This window comes from Pelagimonas sp. KU-00592-HH, from assembly GCF_040369695.1.
Classification (GTDB): domain Bacteria; phylum Pseudomonadota; class Alphaproteobacteria; order Rhodobacterales; family Rhodobacteraceae; genus Shimia.
The window spans coordinates 561,194-579,714 of record NZ_BAABWM010000003.1 but is presented as its reverse complement, the minus strand read 5'-3'; the positions used below and the strand labels follow the sequence as shown (position 1 = coordinate 579,714).

General features: G+C 60.3%; 18 protein-coding genes. 7 read left to right on the top strand and 11 right to left on the bottom strand.

Features of this window, described 5'->3' with window-relative positions; translation table 11 throughout:
• Nucleotides 1-9: 9 nt before the first annotated feature.
• The 8 genes from pstB to ABWV42_RS15105 form a co-directional block, all read right to left on the bottom strand.
• A complete protein-coding gene (gene pstB, locus ABWV42_RS15140; protein ID WP_353340902.1) occupies nucleotides 10-807 on the bottom strand; it encodes a phosphate ABC transporter ATP-binding protein PstB in 798 nt (265 codons plus the stop codon).
• Between the two features lie 20 nt (nucleotides 808-827).
• Nucleotides 828-2,186, bottom strand: a complete 1,359-nt coding sequence (pstA, locus tag ABWV42_RS15135; RefSeq protein ID WP_353340901.1) for a phosphate ABC transporter permease PstA — start codon at nucleotides 2,184-2,186, stop codon at nucleotides 828-830.
• Complete coding sequence (pstC, locus tag ABWV42_RS15130; protein WP_353340899.1) at nucleotides 2,183-3,643, bottom strand: phosphate ABC transporter permease subunit PstC; 1,461 nt, start codon at nucleotides 3,641-3,643, stop codon at nucleotides 2,183-2,185. The genes pstA and pstC overlap by 4 nt, the downstream gene beginning before the upstream one ends.
• A 72-nt stretch (nucleotides 3,644-3,715) precedes the next feature.
• The gene (locus ABWV42_RS15125) at nucleotides 3,716-4,750 is read right to left on the bottom strand and encodes a PstS family phosphate ABC transporter substrate-binding protein (protein WP_255106728.1); all 1,035 of its coding nucleotides are present in this window, start codon (nucleotides 4,748-4,750) and stop codon (nucleotides 3,716-3,718) included.
• Nucleotides 4,751-4,880: 130 nt separating this feature from the next.
• Entirely contained in the window at nucleotides 4,881-5,921 is a 1,041-nt protein-coding gene (locus tag ABWV42_RS15120) for a sensor histidine kinase (protein ID WP_353340897.1), read from the bottom strand.
• A gap of 146 nt (nucleotides 5,922-6,067) precedes the next feature.
• Nucleotides 6,068-6,589: a gamma carbonic anhydrase family protein gene (locus ABWV42_RS15115; RefSeq protein ID WP_353340896.1), complete on the bottom strand. Its 522-nt coding sequence runs from the start codon at nucleotides 6,587-6,589 to the stop codon at nucleotides 6,068-6,070.
• Entirely contained in the window at nucleotides 6,589-7,230 is a 642-nt protein-coding gene (gene gmk / locus ABWV42_RS15110; protein ID WP_353340944.1) for a guanylate kinase, read from the bottom strand. The genes ABWV42_RS15115 and gmk overlap by 1 nt, the downstream gene beginning before the upstream one ends.
• Before the next feature lie 12 nt (nucleotides 7,231-7,242).
• Nucleotides 7,243-8,121, bottom strand: coding sequence for a YicC/YloC family endoribonuclease (locus ABWV42_RS15105; RefSeq protein WP_353340895.1), 879 nt, complete (start codon nucleotides 8,119-8,121; stop codon nucleotides 7,243-7,245).
• A 227-nt stretch (nucleotides 8,122-8,348) separates the two neighbouring features.
• On the opposite strand from ABWV42_RS15105, the gene ABWV42_RS15100 reads away from it, so the two are divergent.
• Complete coding sequence (locus ABWV42_RS15100) at nucleotides 8,349-8,915, top strand: PAS domain-containing protein (RefSeq protein ID WP_353340894.1); 567 nt, start codon at nucleotides 8,349-8,351, stop codon at nucleotides 8,913-8,915.
• A gap of 53 nt (nucleotides 8,916-8,968) precedes the next feature.
• Here ABWV42_RS15100 and ABWV42_RS15095 read toward each other — a convergent pair whose 3' ends face one another.
• The gene (locus ABWV42_RS15095) at nucleotides 8,969-10,336 is read right to left on the bottom strand and encodes a class II 3-deoxy-7-phosphoheptulonate synthase (protein WP_255106721.1); all 1,368 of its coding nucleotides are present in this window, start codon (nucleotides 10,334-10,336) and stop codon (nucleotides 8,969-8,971) included.
• 158 nt (nucleotides 10,337-10,494) lie between these two features.
• Between ABWV42_RS15095 and ABWV42_RS15090 the strand changes: the two genes are divergently transcribed.
• Entirely contained in the window at nucleotides 10,495-11,499 is a 1,005-nt protein-coding gene (locus ABWV42_RS15090; protein ID WP_255106719.1) for a GlxA family transcriptional regulator, read from the top strand.
• Nucleotides 11,500-11,502: 3 nt separating this feature from the next.
• On the opposite strand, the gene ABWV42_RS15085 is transcribed toward ABWV42_RS15090, so the two are convergent.
• Nucleotides 11,503-11,916, bottom strand: a complete 414-nt coding sequence (locus ABWV42_RS15085) for a hypothetical protein (RefSeq protein ID WP_353340893.1) — start codon at nucleotides 11,914-11,916, stop codon at nucleotides 11,503-11,505.
• Between the two features lie 17 nt (nucleotides 11,917-11,933).
• Nucleotides 11,934-13,034 carry a PQQ-dependent sugar dehydrogenase gene (locus ABWV42_RS15080; protein WP_353340892.1) on the bottom strand — a complete coding sequence of 367 codons (1,101 nt, stop codon included), beginning with the start codon at nucleotides 13,032-13,034 and terminating at the stop codon, nucleotides 11,934-11,936.
• Between the two features lie 146 nt (nucleotides 13,035-13,180).
• On the opposite strand from ABWV42_RS15080, the gene ABWV42_RS15075 reads away from it, so the two are divergent.
• The 5 genes from ABWV42_RS15075 (at nucleotide 13,181) to ABWV42_RS15055 (ending at nucleotide 18,447) form a co-directional block, all read left to right on the top strand.
• A complete protein-coding gene (locus tag ABWV42_RS15075) occupies nucleotides 13,181-14,365 on the top strand; it encodes an ABC transporter substrate-binding protein (protein WP_255106713.1) in 1,185 nt (394 codons plus the stop codon).
• Between the two features lie 96 nt (nucleotides 14,366-14,461).
• Nucleotides 14,462-15,244: an ABC transporter ATP-binding protein gene (locus ABWV42_RS15070; RefSeq protein ID WP_255106711.1), complete on the top strand. Its 783-nt coding sequence runs from the start codon at nucleotides 14,462-14,464 to the stop codon at nucleotides 15,242-15,244.
• A 138-nt stretch (nucleotides 15,245-15,382) separates the two neighbouring features.
• Nucleotides 15,383-16,090 (top strand): ABC transporter ATP-binding protein, encoded by a 708-nt coding sequence (locus tag ABWV42_RS15065; RefSeq protein WP_255106709.1) that lies wholly within the window; start codon nucleotides 15,383-15,385, stop codon nucleotides 16,088-16,090.
• A gap of 48 nt (nucleotides 16,091-16,138) precedes the next feature.
• On the top strand, nucleotides 16,139-17,149 hold the full coding sequence (locus ABWV42_RS15060; RefSeq protein ID WP_353340891.1) for a branched-chain amino acid ABC transporter permease: 1,011 nt from the start codon (nucleotides 16,139-16,141) through the stop codon (nucleotides 17,147-17,149).
• A complete protein-coding gene (locus ABWV42_RS15055; protein WP_353340890.1) occupies nucleotides 17,146-18,447 on the top strand; it encodes a branched-chain amino acid ABC transporter permease in 1,302 nt (433 codons plus the stop codon). Before ABWV42_RS15060 ends, ABWV42_RS15055 begins: the two co-directional genes overlap by 4 nt.
• The last annotated feature ends 74 nt before the right edge of the window (nucleotides 18,448-18,521 follow it).

Here is an 18,521-nt window from a genome sequence, read left to right as displayed (position 1 = left end):
CCTGCTCCCTTAGCCGATACGGCCGGTGATGTAGCTTTCGGTGCGTTCGTCTTTGGGGTTGGTAAAGATCGTGGCGGTATCGTCGTATTCCACCAGGTTGCCGAGGTGGAAGAAGGCCGTCTTCTGACTGACACGGGCCGCCTGTTGCATAGAGTGGGTCACGATGACGACCGAGTACCGGCCGCGCAGTTCGTCGATCAGTTCCTCGACCTGTGCGGTGGCAATCGGGTCAAGCGCCGAGCAAGGTTCGTCCATCAGCAGAACCTCGGGTTCCGTGGCGACGGCGCGGGCGATGCACAGGCGCTGTTGCTGACCACCGGACAGGCCGGTGCCGGGCTCGTGAAGGCGGTCTTTGACCTCGTTCCAGATCGCGCCGCGACGCAGGGATTTCTCAACGATTTCATCGAGATCCGTTTTGTTCTTGGCAAGGCCGTGGATGCGCGGACCATAGGCGATATTGTCGTAGATCGACTTGGGGAACGGGTTCGGCTTCTGGAACACCATGCCCACCTTGGCGCGCAGTTGAACCGGGTCGACGCGCTTGTCGTAGATGTCTTCGCCATCCAGCAGGATATCGCCTTCGACGCGGCAGACGTCGATGGTGTCGTTCATGCGGTTAAGACAGCGCAGGAAGGTCGACTTGCCACAGCCCGACGGGCCGATGAACGCCGTTACGGTCTTGTCTTCGATGTCGATGTTCACATCCTTGATGGCGTGGGTCGCGCCATAGTAGACCTGTACATTCTTGGCGTTGATCTTGATGTCGTTCTGTTCCACGTTCGCCTCCAGTTTCGGTGCGTCGTACATAATAATCTACCTTTTCCTACTTACCAGCGGCGCTCGAAGCGACGGCGCAGGATGATTGCGATGGCGTTCATGGCAAGCAGGAACACCAGGAGGACGATGATGGCACCCGAGGCGCGTTCCACGAAGGCCGGGTCCGAACGCTGGGTCCAGTTGTAGACCTGAACCGGAAGCGCCGCGGCGGGATCGAAGAAGCCTTCGGGGGGGGCGGCCGGATATTCGCGCACGAAGGCCACCATGCCGATCAGAAGAAGCGGCGCGGTTTCGCCAAGTGCCTGGGCCAGACCGATGATGGTGCCGGTCAGGATGCCGGGGGCGGCCAGCGGCAGGACGTGGTGGAAGACGGCCTGCATTTTCGAGGCCCCTACCCCAAGCGCTGCGTCGCGGATCGACGGCGGAACCGCTTTGAGTGATGCGCGGGTGGCGATGATGATTGTCGGCAGGGTCATCAGGGTCAGCACGAGGCCACCGACGATGGGTGCCGATTGCGGCAGACCTGCGAAGTTGATGAAGATCGCGAGACCAAGGATACCGAAGACGATCGAGGGTACCGCGGCAAGGTTCGAGATGTTCACCTCGACGATGTCGGTGATCCAGTTTTTCGGAGCGAATTCCTCGAGATAGATCGAAGCGGCCACGCCGATGGGCAGCGTCAGGCACAGGACGACCAGCATCATGTAGAACGAGCCGAGGATCGCGACACCAAGACCGGCGGCTTCTGGGCGGTTCTCGGAGGCGTCAGCACGGGTCAGGAAGCCGAAGTTGAAGCGCGTCTTGAGGAGACCGGCCTCTTTCAGCTTGTCAGCCAGCATGAGCTGTTCCGGCGAGACGTTCTTGTCGAGCTTCGCGGTCTCGGGGGTCACACGGCCCTTGAAGTAGCCGTCGATCCGGCCGTTTGCGAGGAACTCGACCTTGACCGTCTGTCCGATCAGGGCCGGATTGGCCAGAACCATGCGGCGCAGTTCCGCAGGGCCTTCCTTGGAGATCATCTTGGCGGCCTTCTTGGCATTCAGGCCCTGGACCACGAGGGTCGGGTTTTCTTCGAACTTTTTCTCGAAACCCTTGGCGATCAGGGGCGCATAGCCAAAGGTCGAGACCTTGGCGATCTTTTCAAGGTTACCGGAGCCGTCCTTGTCGAGTTTCGCCGGGTCGAGGTAGACCTCCATGGTGATGAAGGTCTGACGGAAGGCCGACGAGCCGTTGTAGAGGATCGAGCTGACCAGACCGATCAGGGCGAGGATGGCAACCACGATGGCGGCGACACCGTAGGCGCGGAAGCGGGCCTCGGCCGCGTTGCGGCGCTTGGTGCGTGCATCCTGGGCCACGAGCGAGGTGGCGTGTTTCTTGCCCGATGGGATGTTGGACGAGGTTGCGTCGGTCATTCGTACTGCTCCCGGTACTTACGGACGATATACAGGGCCAGAATGTTCAGACCCAGGGTGACGACAAAGAGGGACAGGCCCAGGGCGAAGGCCACGAGCGTTTCGGGGCTGGCGAATTCCGTGTCACCGGTCAGCTGGCTGACGATTTTAACGGTAATCGTTGTCATGGCCTCGAAGGGGTTGAGGCTTAGCTTGGCGGCGGCCCCTGCCCCCATGACCACGATCATGGTTTCCCCGATGGCACGCGATGCGGCCAGAAGGATGGCGCCGACGATGCCCGGCAGTGCGGCCGGCAGGATCACCTGTTTCACGGTTTCCGACTGGGTCGCGCCAAGGCCGTAAGAGCCATCGCGCATCGCCTGCGGCACCGCGTTGATCACGTCATCGGACAGCGAGGACACGAAGGGGATCAGCATGATGCCCATGACGACACCGGCGGTCATCACCGAGGACGACGAGGTGCCAAGGCCCAGCGGCTCGGCAAAGTAGTCGCGCAGAAGCGGGCCAACGGTGATCAGCGCGAAGAGACCGTAAACGATGGTCGGGATACCGGCGAGAACCTCGATGGCGGGTTTGACAACAGAGCGCACACGCTTGGAGGCGTATTCTGAGAGATAGACCGCGACCAGAAGTCCGATCGGAACCGCGAAGACCAGTGCGACGAAGGAGACATAGAGTGTGCCCCACAGAAGCGGCGCGATGCCGAGGTCGGAGCCACCGGTGAACTGCGGGTTCCAGGTGAGGTTGAAGAAGAAATCCTTGGCCGGATAGAGGCGGAAGAAGTTCGAGGTTTCGAACAGCAGCGAGAAGATGATCCCGACGGTGGTCAGGATCGCAACCATCGACGACAGGATCAGGAGCGCCTTGACGGCGGCTTCGGACACGTTGCGGGCGCGGAATTCGGGCGTGATGCGCATCATCGCCAGAAGCGCGCCGCCGAGCGCCAGCACCAGTGCAACAACGGTCATGGCCATGCGCAGGGTGCCGGTTTGAGCGCGGTAGGCTTTGGCCGCCTCGAACACGTTCTGTTTGACTTCGGAGGCCACGGCCACGCCGAGTTCACCGAGGCGCGAGCGCACATCGGTTGTATCTGCGCGCATGGCGCTGAGTTGGCCTTCGGTCAGGTTGCCCGAGGAGACAGCGAGATCAAGGCCGGTCGAGATACGGCGCACATCGGCCATCACGAGGCTGAGCGAACCGCCTTCGGGAATGTCCGCGGCGGTGATCATGCCGGAGACCTGGCTTTCAACGTAAAGCGGCTGCAAGAGCAGCCAAGCGAAAGTTACCAGAAGCGCGGGTACGGCGGAAAACAGGAAAACCGTTTGGCCGTAGTAATTTGGAAGGGAGTGCAGTTTGCGAACATCGCCCTCGGCGGAGCGGATTGCACGCGAACGGCCGAGGAAGAAACCGAGTGTCGCAATGACGACCACGGTAAGAATAACGAGACCGGCGCTCATGGGATATCCAACGGGATGACGGAAAAGGGAAAGGTGGCGCCCGGAACAGGCGCCACCCCTAATGGTAATGGCTTAGTTCAGCGGGCCCATTGCGACGCCGTTTGCAACCATGTCCTGGGTCTTGGCCAGTTCCGGATCCGAAACCAGACCGTACTCAGCCAGCGGGCCGTCGGGGCCAGCCATGTCGTCCGACACGAAGAAGTCGATGTATTCTTGCAGGCCGGGGATCACACCCAGGTGTGCTTTCTTCACGTAGAAGAACAGCGGACGCGAAACCGGATACTCACCCGAAGCAACGGTTTCGGTCGAGGGGGTTACGTTGTCCATGGTGGCAACAACCAGCTTGTCGGTGTTGTTCTGGTAGAACGACAGGCCGAAAACGCCGATGGCTTGCGAGTTGGCTGCCAGGCGCGCCAGGGTCTCGGTGTAGTCGCCGTCGATGTCGACCGAAACGCCGTCGGTGCGCAGGGCGTGACAGGCTTTCTTGGCTTTCTTCTTGTCGCCGCCGTTGGCTTCTTTGAAGATGTCGTAGGCGCCGGTTGCTTTACAGCCAGCTTCCAGAACCTTCTTGTCGAAGACTTCGCGGGTGCCGTGCTTGGTGCCCGGGATGAAGGCCAGGATGTCTTGCGCCGGCAGAGCAGCGTTTACGTCTGCCCACTGTTTGTTGGTGTTGGCAACCAGCTTGCCGTCAACAACAACTTCTTTGGCGATTGCCGAGAACCAGTCAGCCGGGGTGAAGGCGAACGACGGGCCGTTGATGTCCGACGCGAAGACGATGCCGTCATAGCCGAAGCGGACTTCCATGATTTCGTTTACGCCGTTCGAGGCGCAAAGGTCGATGTCCGACTGCTTGATGCGCGAGGACGAGTTTGCGATGTCGATGGTGTTCTCCCCAACACCTTCGCACATGGCTTTGCGGCCAGCACCCGAACCGCCACCCTCAACAACGGGGGTCGGGAAGTCGAAGTTTTCGCCAAATGCTTCGGCAACGATGGTTGCGTAGGGCAGAACGGTCGACGACCCTTTGATCTGCAGCTGATCACGGGCGTCGGCAGCGGTGGCAGCGGCTACGATGGCCAGCGCCGAGGCAGTCAGTTTAACGGACATGTTTTTAACTCCATTGGTGTTGACCATCTTTGTCGACGGTCTCGGAGCCGGGTGCTACGGCTTCCGCGCTAAGCTTTTGTGACACCAATGTAACGGTTTTATGAACCCCGCAGACTTATCTCGAATTTGTCTACTTTTTGGGGAGAATGACCGTGAAAGTTGATCCCTGCCCCAGCTCACTTTCAACCCTGAGGCGACCACGGTGGCGATTCAGGATGTGTTTCACGATCGCAAGGCCCAGCCCGGTGCCGCCCATTTCGCGCGAGCGGTGTGAGTCGATGCGGTAGAAGCGTTCAGTCAGGCGTGGAATGTGAATCGGATCGATCCCGGGGCCGGTGTCCGCGATGGAAATCAGCAGGGCCGGACCGCGCAGGACATGATCGCGAGGGGATTCGGAGATCGAGATCGTGACGCTTGTCCCCTGCCCGCCGTATTTCAGCGCGTTTTCGATCAGGTTGGTGAACACCTGCATCATCTGGTCGGAATCCGCGACCACCAGTGGGGCCTTGTCGGGCACGTTGAATGTCAGCGTAGCGCCGTTTTCCTCGGCCACCGGCGACAGGTTGCGGATCACCGAGCGGATCAGCGCATCGAGGTCCGTCGTAGTCGTCGGACGCATACGAGCATCTTCTTCGACACGGCTCAGGGACAGCAGATCGCCGACGAGGCGGTTCATCCGGCTGGCCTCGGCGGACATGGTGGTCAGGAAACGTTCCTGGGCCTTGGGATCGCCCTTGGCCGGGCCAAGAAGGGTTTCGATGAACCCGAGGATCGCAGTCAGCGGCGTGCGCAATTCGTGGCTGACGTTGGCAACAAAGTCGCGGCGCATCTGGTCGGCCTGCTGAAGGTGTGTAACGTCGGTGAAGCACAAGAGGACGCCTTCGAAATCCTGCCCCGAGACCCATGAGGCAGTGACGTCATAGCGCACGCTATGCGGGCCGTCGGCGTGGTGGTAGATGGCTTTTTGTGGTTTGCGCGCCGAAAGACATTTGTCCAACGCCTCTGTCAGCCCCGGCTGGCGAAAGACCAGCACGAAGGGGCGCGTCTCGCCGGCCTTGGGATTGAGGGCCTTGGCCTGGGAATTGGCCGCGACAATGCGTGCGTTCCTGCCCACGAAAACCGAAGGCAGCGGGATGGCATCAAGGAACGACTGGATCGGATCGGTCGACATGGGCAACGTCCTGAAATGGCTTTGCGTAAAGCTTTCCGAGAAGTTGCGATTTGTAAACTGGGAAGAACAAAGAAATGGCTACTTAAAAGTATCCTGCAAATACAACGGGATACTTGGGTGCGCTAACGTAAAGCCAGAAGATGCGCTCAGATTTCTTTCAGGCCATTCCGGAAACGGCGCATGTTTTCCTGATAGTGCAAGGCGCTGCCGCGCAGGCCATTGATGGCATTTTCATCAAGCTCGCGCACGATTTTCCCCGGCGCGCCCATCACGAGGGAGCCGTCTGGAATGACCTTGCCTTCGGTGACCAGAGCCCCGGCCCCGATCAGGCAGTTCTTGCCGATCTTGGCGCCATTCAGGATGGTGGCGCCCATGCCGACAAGGCTGTTTTCGCCAATGGTGCAGCCGTGCAGCATAGCCTTGTGACCAATGGTACAGCCTTCGCCGATGGTCAGCGGGCAGCCCGGGTCGGTGTGCATCACGGTGTTTTCCTGAACGTTCGATCCCTTGCCGATCACGATCGGTTCGTTATCGCCGCGAATGGTGGTGCCGAACCAGACCGAGGCCCCCTCTTCCACGCGCACGTTGCCGATCACGTTGGCATCCGGCGCGACCCAGGAATCCTCGGCAATTTCGGGGGCAATCCCGTCCAGTTCATAAAGCGGCATTAGGACATCTCCTCGAATTCGGCTTGCAGGGTGCGGACGTGGGTTTGCAGCGCGGGTTGTTGCTCGCGGCGCATGCGTTCTGCGGTGATGATGGTCTTGAGCTGGGCTTCAGTGGCGTCGAGATCGTCATTCACCAGTACATAGTCATAGGCGCCCCAGTGGCTGATCTCGTCCCAGCTTTTCTGCATGCGCTTGTCGATCACGTCTTCGCTGTCCTGGCCACGGCTGACAAGGCGGCGGTGCAATTCGGTGATCGAGGGTGGCAGGATAAAGATCGACAGTGCGTGTTTGCCGAGGTCGGAGTTCCGGATCTGCTGTTCGCCCTGCCAATCGACGTCGAACAAGACGTCATCGCCGGCATTTATGGTGTCTTTGACCGGACCGGCGGGAGAGCCGTAGAAATTGCCGAAAACATGGGCGTGTTCCAGCATTTCGCCTTCCGACACCTGCTTTTTGAACTCGTCAACGCTCAGAAAGAAATACTCGCGCCCGTGTTCTTCGCCCGGGCGCGGCGCGCGGGTGGTGGCGGAGATCGAAAAACGCAGGCCTTCGTCCCATTGCATCAGGCGGCGGGCAAGGGTCGACTTTCCGGCCCCCGACGGCGAGGACAGGATGATGAGAAGACCACGGCGCTGTGTCATGTCGGTCATGCTTTATTCCACGTTTTGAACCTGTTCGCGCATCTGATCGATCACCGCCTTGAGATCAAGGCCAATTGCGGTGAGATCGACAGACTGCGACTTTGAGCACAGGGTGTTGGCTTCGCGGTTGAACTCCTGCATCAGGAAATCAAGTTTGCGACCCACCGGGCTGCCGCTGGCCAGAAGGTCACGCGCGGCGGTGACATGGGCGCGCAGGCGGTCGATTTCTTCGGTCACGTCGTTCTTGACCGCCAGCATGGCAAGTTCCTGTGCAAGGCGGCTTTCGTCGACGGCATCGGTGTTTTCCAGCACGCGCGCGAGGTTGGCGCGCAGGGTGGCGGCGGTCTCGTCTCGGCGGGATTCAGCGATGGCGGCGGCGCTATCGGTGAGGGTGGCGACCTGCTTCAATTGATCCTTCATCAGGGAATCCAGCGCCTGCCCTTCGTTGCGGCGCATGTCCAGAAAGCTGTCGATCAGGCCCGGCAGGTCGGCCATGATCGCTTCGCGCAGGGCCTTGGTGTCGGTCTCAGACGTGGCCACGTCCAGAACGCCGCGCAGCCCGAGGATATCGCTGGCCTTGGAGGGCGCAAGCGACAGGCCGCGATCCATGGCTTCCTGTTCCACCGTACCAAGCGCGTCGAGGACATTGGAGAGCTGAGCCGGGTTCAGTGACAGGACACCTTCTTCCTCGTCGCGCTGGATGCGTAGCGAAAAGGTTGCCGACCCGCGGTTCACGGATTTGCCAATGGCCGTGCGTAGGGCGGCTTCGAGGCCGTCGATCCAGTCGGGCACGCGAATGCGCAGATCAAGTCCCTTGGAATTCACGCTGCGCAGTTCGGCGACCCAGCTAAAGCCCATTGCCGCCCCTTTGAGCGACGCAAACCCTGTCATCGAATGCAGCACGTCAATCCCCCCGTCTTTTGTCTTGGTACGCCACCTAAAGCCATTGTCCTGTTTCGTGCAAGCCTTGCCGCCGCAAGCGCCGGTAAGAGTTAACCAATTGATCCGAATTTTCGCGGCAATTGCAGAAAATGTGAGAAGATTTGGAGAGGGTTTATCGGATGGGTTGGAAAGGAGCCGGGATGTTTGGGGAATGGCAAGGGAAACCGGAGGGCATCATGGGGCAGTCGCCGCTGCCCGGGCCACTGCGGGATATTCAGACCTATTGGGAAAGCCTGTGCCGGCTGGATCGCCTGCCGGCGCGGGCAGAGGTTGATCCGGCGGGGATTGAACGCGCCCTGAGCCATGCTTTTGTCCTTGAGCGGATCGCCCCGAGCGTGGCGCGGGTGCGGGTTGGCGGGCAGGTTCTGAACACGTTCCTCGGGACCGCGGCCAGGGGTCTGCCGTTTTCCTTCGGCTTTGGCATGACGTCACGCGCGCTGATGGGGGATGTTCTGAAGGATGTGTTCGACGCACCTGTCACGGCGCGGCTCTGGCTGGAGGACGAGAGCAAGGCGCCCTGCCCCTGCGAGATGATCCTGCTACCGCTGGCCGGTGGTCGTGACGGCGCGGCGACGCGTATCCTTGGCGGGCTTGCCTTTGGCGGTGAACAGGGGCCGTGCAGTCACAGGTGGCGGCTGATCAACAGCGAGCGGCGGGCGATCAACACCTCGCAAGCGCCCCTGGCGGCCTGCACAGAGGCCACCCATGTTCCGCACCTCAGGCTGGTTGTGAACCGCCCATGAAAAAGGGCAGCCACGCGGGCTGCCCCTTCTTAAATCGTATTAAAGTCAGGGCCTTAAACCGCTTCCTTCTTGCGCTCATCACGCAGCGAGGACAGTTCCTCGGCAACTAGGAAGGCCAGTTCGAGCGACTGCGACGCGTTCAGGCGCGGATCGCAGGCGGTGTGGTAGCGCGACGACAGGTCTTCGTCGGTCACGGCACGGACACCGCCGGTGCATTCGGTGACGTCCTGACCAGTCATCTCGAAGTGGACGCCGCCCGGTACGGTGCCTTCGGCCTTGTGGACCGAGAAGAACTCTTGCACTTCGCGCAGCACGCTGTCGAAGGGACGGGTCTTGAAACCGCTCGACGATTTGATGGTGTTGCCGTGCATTGGATCACAGGTCCACAGGACGTTGGCGCCCTCTTCCTGAACGGTCTTGATGAGACGCGGCAGGTGTTCGCCCACCGAACCGGCACCGAAACGCGCGATCAGGGTGAGACGGCCCGCTTCGTTTTCCGGGTTCAGCTTGGCCATCAGAACCTTGAGGTCCTCGGCGGTGGTGGTCGGACCACACTTGAGGCCGATCGGGTTCTGGACACCGCTGCAGAATTCGACATGCGCACCGTCGGGCTGACGGGTGCGGTCGCCGATCCAGATCATGTGGCCGGAGCCGGCCAGCCAGTTGCCGGAGGTGGAGTCAAGACGGGTCAGCGCCTCTTCATACTCAAGCAGCAGACCTTCGTGGCTGGTGTAGAAATCCACGGTGCGCAGGGCATGCGCTGTCGAACTGTTAACGCCGGCCGCGTTCATGAAATCAAGCGCGTTCGAGATGCGGTTGGCCATGTCACGGTACTTGGCCGCCTTTTCGCCCTCGGTGAAACCCAGCGTCCAGGCGTGTACCTGGTGAACGTCGGCATAGCCGCCGGTCGAGAAGGCGCGCAGCAGGTTCAGCGTGGCCGCCGCCTGGGTGTAGGCCTGCAGCATCTTCTTGGGATCGGGGATTCGGGCATCTGCAGTGAAGGCCAGCTCGTTGATGATGTCACCACGGTAGCTGGGCAGTTCCACGCCATCCACCACTTCGGTCGGTGCAGACCGCGGTTTGGCGAACTGGCCCGCCATGCGGCCGACTTTGACCACGGGCACCTTGGCACCGTAGGTCAGGACCATCGCCATCTGGAGCATCACCTTGAAGGTGTCGCGGATCGCGTCTGCGCTGAATTGCTCAAAGCTTTCGGCGCAATCGCCGCCTTGCAGCAAAAACGCCTCGCCGCGTGAGGCGGCCCCGAGCTTCTCCTTGAGACGGCGCGCCTCACCGGCAAAGACCAGCGGCGGATAGCTGGCAAGCTGGGCCTCCACGGCCTTCAGCGCGTCCTCATCCGTATATTCAGGCATCTGGATCCGCGGTTTGTTCCGCCAGCCAGATTTTACCCATTCTGCCATTGTCTTTCTCCGGTAACAAAAGTTGCGAGCCCCTCTATACAAAAGGACTTGAGCAAGGGCCATAACTGAATTAGGGGCCTTGACCTGCTGGTTCAATTTGGCGCTATGATTGTACCCTATCGGCCCGGCCACAACCAACTACCCCAGGAACACGCCAGATGTCTCAGGTGAAACGGATCAGCAACACGTTGGATCAGAACGCGAAAACGCGCCGGTTTGTCTTTGTTTTGCTTGAAAATTTCACGCTTCTTTCCTTTGCCTCGGCTTTGGACTGCCTGCGGCTTGCCAATAGGCACACGACCACACCGCTTTATGAGTGGAAGCTGATCGGTGAAGGCGGTGATATGGTGACCTGCTCGACCGACACGACATTCAAGCTGGACGATGACCTGATCGACCTGCACCGCGATGACACGGTGATCCTGTGTGGCGGGCTCGACATCCAGTCGGCCACCACCAAGAAGGTTCTGGCCTGGCTGCGCCGCGAAGCGCGCAAGGGAATCAGAATCGGCGGTTTGTGCACGGCAGCTTACGTCATGGCAAAGGCCGGCCTTCTGGATGGCAAACGCGCCACGATCCACTGGGAGAATCAGGACAGTTTTGCCGAGGAGTTCCCCGAGGTCGAACTCAGCAAGTCGGTGTTCGCGATTGACGGCACCCGCATGACCACCGCGGGCGGTACCTCCTCGATTGACATGTTCCTTCAGGTCATCGCGGATGATCACGGCGAGGAACTGGCCAACTGGGTCGCCGATCAGCAGATCTATTCCTCGATCCGGACCGATCAGGATACCCAGCGTCTTTCGGTTCCGACCCGGATTGGCGTGCGGCACCCGAAGCTGAGCCAGGTTATCCAGATGATGGAACAGAACATCGAAGAGCCGATCAGCCCATCGATTCTGGCCAAGGATGTCGGCATGTCGACACGGCAGCTTGAACGGCTGTTCCGTCGTTACCTGAACCGCTCGCCCAAGCGCTATTACATGGAATTGCGGCTTCAGAAGGCCCGCAACCTGTTGATGCAGACGGATATGAGCGTGATCAACGTTGCGCTGGCCTGTGGTTTCGCGTCGCCCTCGCATTTTTCGAAATGCTACCGTGCGCATTACGACACCACGCCCTATCGCGAACGTGGCACCCAGGCGACGCGCCTGTCGATCTGATTGTCAGAACCGTTTGAACAGCTCTTCTTCGTTGGTGTTGAGCGCGAAACGCAGGACAATCAGCTTTTCTCCACGGTCATGCAGGAAGGCGTAGAAGTAGCTGTAGTTCAGCTCTTCGCTCCAATAGGCGCGCAGTTCCTTGGAAAAGCCGTTGCCATAGTCTTCGCGCTTGAGAATGGTCATCTTGGTAAAGTCAAAGGGCATGGCGCGCAGAAGCTGGGCGTTGACTTCGGCCAACTGTTCGCGCGTGTATTCATCCCGTCCGCCAAGCTGCTGAACCAGTGGAACAAAATCGCGGTTCATGATGCTTTCGTCGACGTAATTTGCATAGGCGTCGTAGCTGTCGAAAACCGAATCCTCGGCGAGGGCTGGCAGTGGCAGCAAAAGCGCCGCAAGGGCGAGTTTTCCAAGTTTCATCAATAGCTCCTTTTTGTTCAATTTTTGGGTGTGATCCGGAACACCGAACCGTTATCTTCCGCTATAAACCAAATGCTTCCGTCCGCAGCCTCACGTATATCACGAACGCGCGCGGTGCGGTTGCTTTTCAGTTGCTCCACTTCTTTTAAAGTAACGCCTGAAAGCCTTGAAATATAATCATATTTCAAGCTTCCAACAAAGGTATCTCCGCGCCATTCCGGGAAGAGACGTCCCGAGTAGATCATCATGCCGGAGGGCGCAATCGACGGGTCCCAGAAAAAGGCGGGTTGCTCCATGCCGGGTTTGGCCGTGCCCTCGCCGATCTTGAACCCCGAATAGTGACGGCCGTAGGCAATGACGGGCCAGCCATAGTTAGCCCCTTTGCGGATGCGGTTAACCTCGTCGCCGCCCTTGGCCCCGTGTTCTACGGCCCAGAGTTGCCCCTTAAGATCAAGTGCTGCGCCCTGAGGGTTGCGGTGGCCGTAAGACCAGATTTCAGGTTGCGCGCCTTCGAGGCCGACAAAGGGATTGTCCCGCGGGATCGATCCGTCGCGGTTCAGGCGGATAATCGCGCCGTTGTGCGAGGCGAGATCCTGCGCCGAAGGCCGGTCACCGCGTTCGCCGATGGTGATGAACAGCTGGCCATCCCGGGATTCGACGATGCGGCTTCCGAAGTGGCGGCCACCGGAAGAGCCGGGCGCCATTTCGAACAGCGTCACGACATCCTGAAGGCGCGTTTGGCCCTGTGGCAGGATGGCACGGGCCAGTGCGGTTCCGGAGCCGCCTTTCTGGGCCTTCACATAGGTAAAGAGAATCTCGCGGGTCGACGCGAAATCGCGGGGGACCAGAATATCGAGCAGACCACCCTGCCCCTGTACCTTGATGTCGGGAAGTCCGGTGATTTCCACGCGCCGCCCGTCGGTGCCGACACGCCAGAGACGTCCGCGTTTTTCGGTGACCAGAAAGCCGCCGTCCGGCAGGAAAGCAAGCGACCAGGGGCCTTTGAACCCGTCGGCCATGCGGGTGACGGTGATCTTGCCGGCGCTGGAATCGATGGATTGCGCGGACAGTGGCAGGGCTTGCAGGACAAGCAGGGCCAGGATCATGAGGGGCTTCATACGACAGTTCTCCCTGTTGCGACGACAGACAACGAATTAGTTTCACGCTTCCCTAGGGAAACGGCGTCTGCCCCCCTTTTCTTTTGTTTTTTTCGGCCATAGGCTCGGGTCTGGAACAACAATATCCACTTAGGGAGTGTGAAAACATGAAAAAACTGCTGATGGCATCCGCAGCGGCTTCTCTGATGGCGGGCGCGGTTTCGGCCGATGACGTCAAACTGGGCGTGATCCTGGGCTTTACCGGTCCGATTGAATCGCTGACCCCGGCCATGGCCGCCGGTGCAGAAGTTGCAATGAAAGAAGTGTCCGACAGCGGCAAGCTCTTGGGCGGTTCGACCGTTACCCCTGTGCGTGGTGACTCGACCTGCGTTGACGCGGGCGCGGCATCGGCTGCGGCAGAGCGTCTGATCACCGCAGACGGCGTCAAGGGCATCATGGGCGCGGACTGCTCGGGTGTGACCGGTGCGATCCTTGCAAACGTGGCCGTTCCGAACGGCATGGTCATGATCTCGCCGTCGGCGACCTCGCCCGCGCTGTCGAGCGCAGAGGACAATGGCCTGTTCTTCCGCACCGCACCGTCGGACGCCCGTCAGGGTCAGGTTCTGGCGCAGGTGATGAAAGACAAGGGTATCAACTCGGTCGCGATCACCTACACCAACAACGACTATGGCAAGGGTCTGGCAGACAGCATCTCGGCGGCCTTCACCGCGCTGGGTGGCGAAGTGACCGCAACCACCGCACATGAAGACGGCAAGGCCGACTACTCGGCAGAAGTTGCAACGCTGGCAGCCGCTGGTGGTGACCTGCTGGTTGTTGCCGGTTACGTCGACCAAGGTGGCCCGGGCGTTATCCGTGCAGCCCTCGACACCGGCGCATTCGACACCTTCGCCCTGCCCGACGGCATGATCGGTTCGGCGCTGGAAGCGGCCTTTGGTGACGAGATCGAAGGTTCGATCGGCACCGTTCCGGGCAGCGAGTCGGCAGACGCTTCGATGGTAACCGAAAAGGTATCGGCAACCGGTGCGGACGCATCCGGCCCCTACATCGGCGAAAGCTATGACGCGGCTGCCCTGATCATGCTGGCCATGCAGGCCGCTGGGTCTTCGGACGCAAGCGCCTATGCTGCCAAGATCATGGACGTTGCCAACGCTCCGGGTGAGAAAATCTATCCGGGTGAGCTGGGCAAGGCGCTGGACATCATTGCCGGTGGCGGCGATGTCGACTATGTGGGCGCGACCGCGGTCGAGCTGATCGGTGGCGGTGAAGCCGCTGGCGGCTATCGTGAGATCGTGATCGAAGGTGGCAAGATCACCACGGCCAAGTTCCACTAAGCCAGCAAGAGTTCAATCTAGGGCAGCCCGGATTTCCGTTCGGGCTGCTCCACCATTTCAGAAGGCGCGCCAAAAAGCGCCTCGGGGGATAACCACATGATCGTCGTCGAAGACGTTCACAAGCATTTTGGCGGCTTTCGTGCCGTCGATGGGGCCACGATGTCCATTGCACCGGGATCGATCACCGGCCTGATCGGACCAAACGGCGCCGGGAAAACCACCCTCTTCAACGTGATTGCCGGGGTTCTGAAACCCACCAGTGGCCGGATCACCATGGATGGCGAGGACATCACGGGCCTGCCGCCGCACCAGCTGTTCCACAAGGGATTGCTGCGCACCTTCCAGATCGCGCATGAGTTCAGTTCAATGACCTGCCGCGAGAACCTGATGATGGTGCCGGGCGGTCAATCCGGTGAAACGCTGTGGAACACATGGTTTGGCCGCAAGCGTATCGCCGACGAAGAGCGCGCGTTGCGGGCCAAGGCGGACGAGGTTCTCGAGTTCCTGACCATCAGCCATATCGCCGATCTGAAGGCCGGCGAGGTGTCAGGTGGCCAGAAGAAGCTGTTGGAACTTGGCCGCACGATGATGGTCGATGCCAAGATCGTCTTTCTGGATGAGGTGGGCGCCGGTGTGAACCGGACCCTGCTTTATACCATCGCCGATGCCATCAAGCGCCTGAACCAGGAGCGCGGCTATACCTTTGTCGTGATCGAACACGACATGGAGTTCATTGGCCGTATCTGCGATCCGGTGATCTGCATGGCCGAAGGCAAGGTTCTGGCACAGGGGACGCTGGACGAGATCAAGGCCAACGAACAGGTGATCGAAGCCTATCTCGGCACCGGTCTCAAGAACAAAGAAATGATGGAAGCCTGACGAGAGGCCATGCCCGCCACGAAGGCGGGTGCCTCTTTGCGGGTTGGTGCGCCAACCCGAGCGACGTCTACCCTTTTCGCGCAGATACGCCCGAGCGGCGACAGGCGGACAGGGTGAGCCAGGAAGGATAACGACAAGATGAGCTTTCTGATCGGACAGAACATGACCGGCGGATATGGCAAGGGGCCGGACATCCTGCACGATTGCACGATCTCGGTCGACAAGGGCGAGATCGCCGTGATTGTCGGGCCGAACGGTGCCGGCAAGTCAACTGCCATGAAGGCGGTGTTCGGGATGCTGAACGTGCATACCGGCAGCGTGCTTTTCGATGGTGAGGACATCACCAAACTGAGCCCGCAACAGCGGGTTGTGAAGGGCATGGGCTTTGTGCCCCAGACCCACAACATCTTTACCTCGATGACGGTGGAAGAGAACCTCGAGATGGGGGCCTTCATCCGCACCGATGACATCAGCGAGACGATGGAACAGGTGTATGACCTGTTTCCGATCCTGAAAGAAAAGCGGTACCAGCACGCGGGCGAGCTTTCGGGTGGGCAGCGTCAGCAGGTGGCCGTGGGCCGCGCGCTGATGACCAAGCCGAAGCTGTTGATGCTCGACGAGCCGACGGCGGGTGTGTCGCCCATCGTGATGGACGAACTGTTTGACCGTATCATCGAGGTGAGCCGCACCGGCCTGCCGATCCTGATGGTGGAACAGAACGCCAAGCAGGCGCTCGAGATTGCCGACAAGGGCTATGTGCTGGTCCAGGGCAAGAACGCCTATTCGGGCACCGGGAAAGAGCTACTGGCCGATCCCGAAGTCCGCAAATCGTTCCTGGGAGGCTAAGCCAATGACCAAGAACACGACTGACGAATTCACGAGAGAGATGACCTGATGGACTTTCTGAATGGCCTTGTGGCCCTCTCCAACTTCGTGCTGATCCCCGCGATCGCCTATGGCAGCCAGCTGGCTCTTGGCGCGCTTGGGGTGACGCTTATCTATGGAATCCTGCGCTTTTCGAACTTTGCCCATGGCGACACCATGGCCTTCGGAGCCATGCTGGCGGTGCTGGTGACATGGCTACTGCAGGGCATGGGTATTTCCTTTGGCCCGCTGCCCACGGCGCTTTTGGCCCTGCCCTTCGCGATTGTCGGAACCATGGCACTGGTGCTGATCACGGACAGGATGGTTTACAAGTTCTACCGCGACCAGAAGGCCAAGCCGGTGATCCTCGTGATCGTGTCGATGGGTGTGATGTTCATCATGAACGGCCTTGTGCGTTTCATCATCGGCCCAAATGACCAGAAGTTCGCCGATGGCGAGCGCTTCATCATCTCGGTACGCGAGTTCAAACAGATGACCGGCCTCCGGGAAGGTCTCGCGATCAAGACGACGCAGGGCCTGACCGTTGTTGTCGCGGTGATCTGCGTTGCGGCGCTGTTCTGGTTCCTGAACCGCACCCGCACCGGCAAATCGATGCGCGCCTATTCGGACAACGAGGATCTCGCGCTGTTGTCGGGCATCAACCCCGAGCGGGTGGTGATGTATACCTGGATGATCGTGGCGGCACTGGCGACGATTGCCGGCGTCCTTTACGGCCTCGACAAGACGTTCAAACCCTTCGTGTACTTCCAGCTGTTGCTGCCGATCTTTGCCTCGGCCATTGTCGGCGGGCTCGGTAGCCCCTTGGGCGCCATCGCGGGCGGTTTCGTGATCGCCTTTTCGGAAGTCACCATCACCTATGCGTGGAAGAAGGTTCTGACCTACTGGATGCCCGAGGGGCTGGAACCCAGCGGTCTCGTTCAGCTTCTGTCCACCGACTACAAGTTCGCGGTCAGCTTCGTGATCCTGATCGTCGTGCTTCTGTTCAAGCCAACCGGCATCTTCAAGGGGAAATCGGTATGAGCGATACAGTGAAAAACACTGCCCTCTTCGCAATTGTTGCGGCGCTGATCATCGGCACGGGTGTCATTCAGTCGTGGAACTCGGCGCTGTTCATCCTGAACATGGGGCTGATCTCGGCGATCATGGCGCTTGGGGTGAACCTGCAATGGGGCTTTGCCGGCCTGTTCAACGTGGGCGTCATGGGTTTTGTGGCCCTGGGTGGTCTGGCGGTTGTCCTGACCTCTATGCCGCCGGTGGGGGAAGCCTGGGCCGCAGGCGGCACGCGGGTGATCTTTGCGCTTCTGGTGGGTGTTGGCACCATCGCGGTGGCGATCCTGCTGAATGGCCGTCTCAAGGGCCGTATGCGTGGTCTGGCGATGCTGGCCGTGCTGATCGCGGGCTTCTTCCTCTACCGTGGCCTTTTCGATCCGGCGGTGAAGGCCATCGAAGCTATCAACCCGGCGGCGACCGGTAACCTGGGTGGCCTTGGCCTGCCGGTCCTGTTCGCGTGGATCATCGGCGGCCTTCTGGCGGCGGGTGCGGCCTGGCTGATCGGTAAAACGGCGCTGGGTCTGCGCTCGGACTATCTTGCCATTGCGACGCTGGGCATCGCGGAGATCATTCTTGCGGTTCTGAAGAACGAGGACTGGCTGGCGCGGGGCGTGAAAAACGTGGTGGGCCTGCCCCGCCCTGTGCCGCGCGAAATCGACCTCCAGAACTCCGAGACCTTTGTCAGCAACGCGCAGTCACTTGGGCTCGATCCGGTGGTGGCCTCGACGCTGTACGTCAAACTGGGCTACTCGGTTCTGTTTACCATCGTACTGGTGATCATCCTCGTAATGGCGCAGCTGGCGCTGAAATCGCCCTGGGGCCGCATGATGCGTGCGATCCGTGACAACGAGGTGGCCGCAGAGGCGATGGGCAAGAACGTGACCCGCCGCCACTTGCAGATCTTCGTTTTGGGTTCTGCGGTCTGTGGCATCGCGGGTGCCATGCTGACCACGCTGGATGGCCAGCTGACGCCGGGGACGTATAACCCGCTGCGCTTTACCTTCCTTGTCTGGGTGATGGTGATCGTGGGCGGTTCGGGCAACAACCTCGGTTCGGTTCTGGGTGGGTTCCTGATCTGGTTCCTTTGGGTGCAGGTGGAACCGCTGGGCCTTGGCCTGATGCAGCTGATCACCTACGGCATGGCCGAGGACAGCGCACTCAAGGCACATCTGATCGACAGCGCCGCGCATATGCGCCTGTTGACGATGGGTGTTGTGTTGTTGCTGGTGCTGCGGTTCAGCCCACGGGGCCTGATCCCCGAGAAATAAGGACTGTTACGATAGGTCCAAAAGAAAGGCCGCTCGAGTGAGCGGCCTTTTTGCCTCCGGCGGGAGTATTTTGG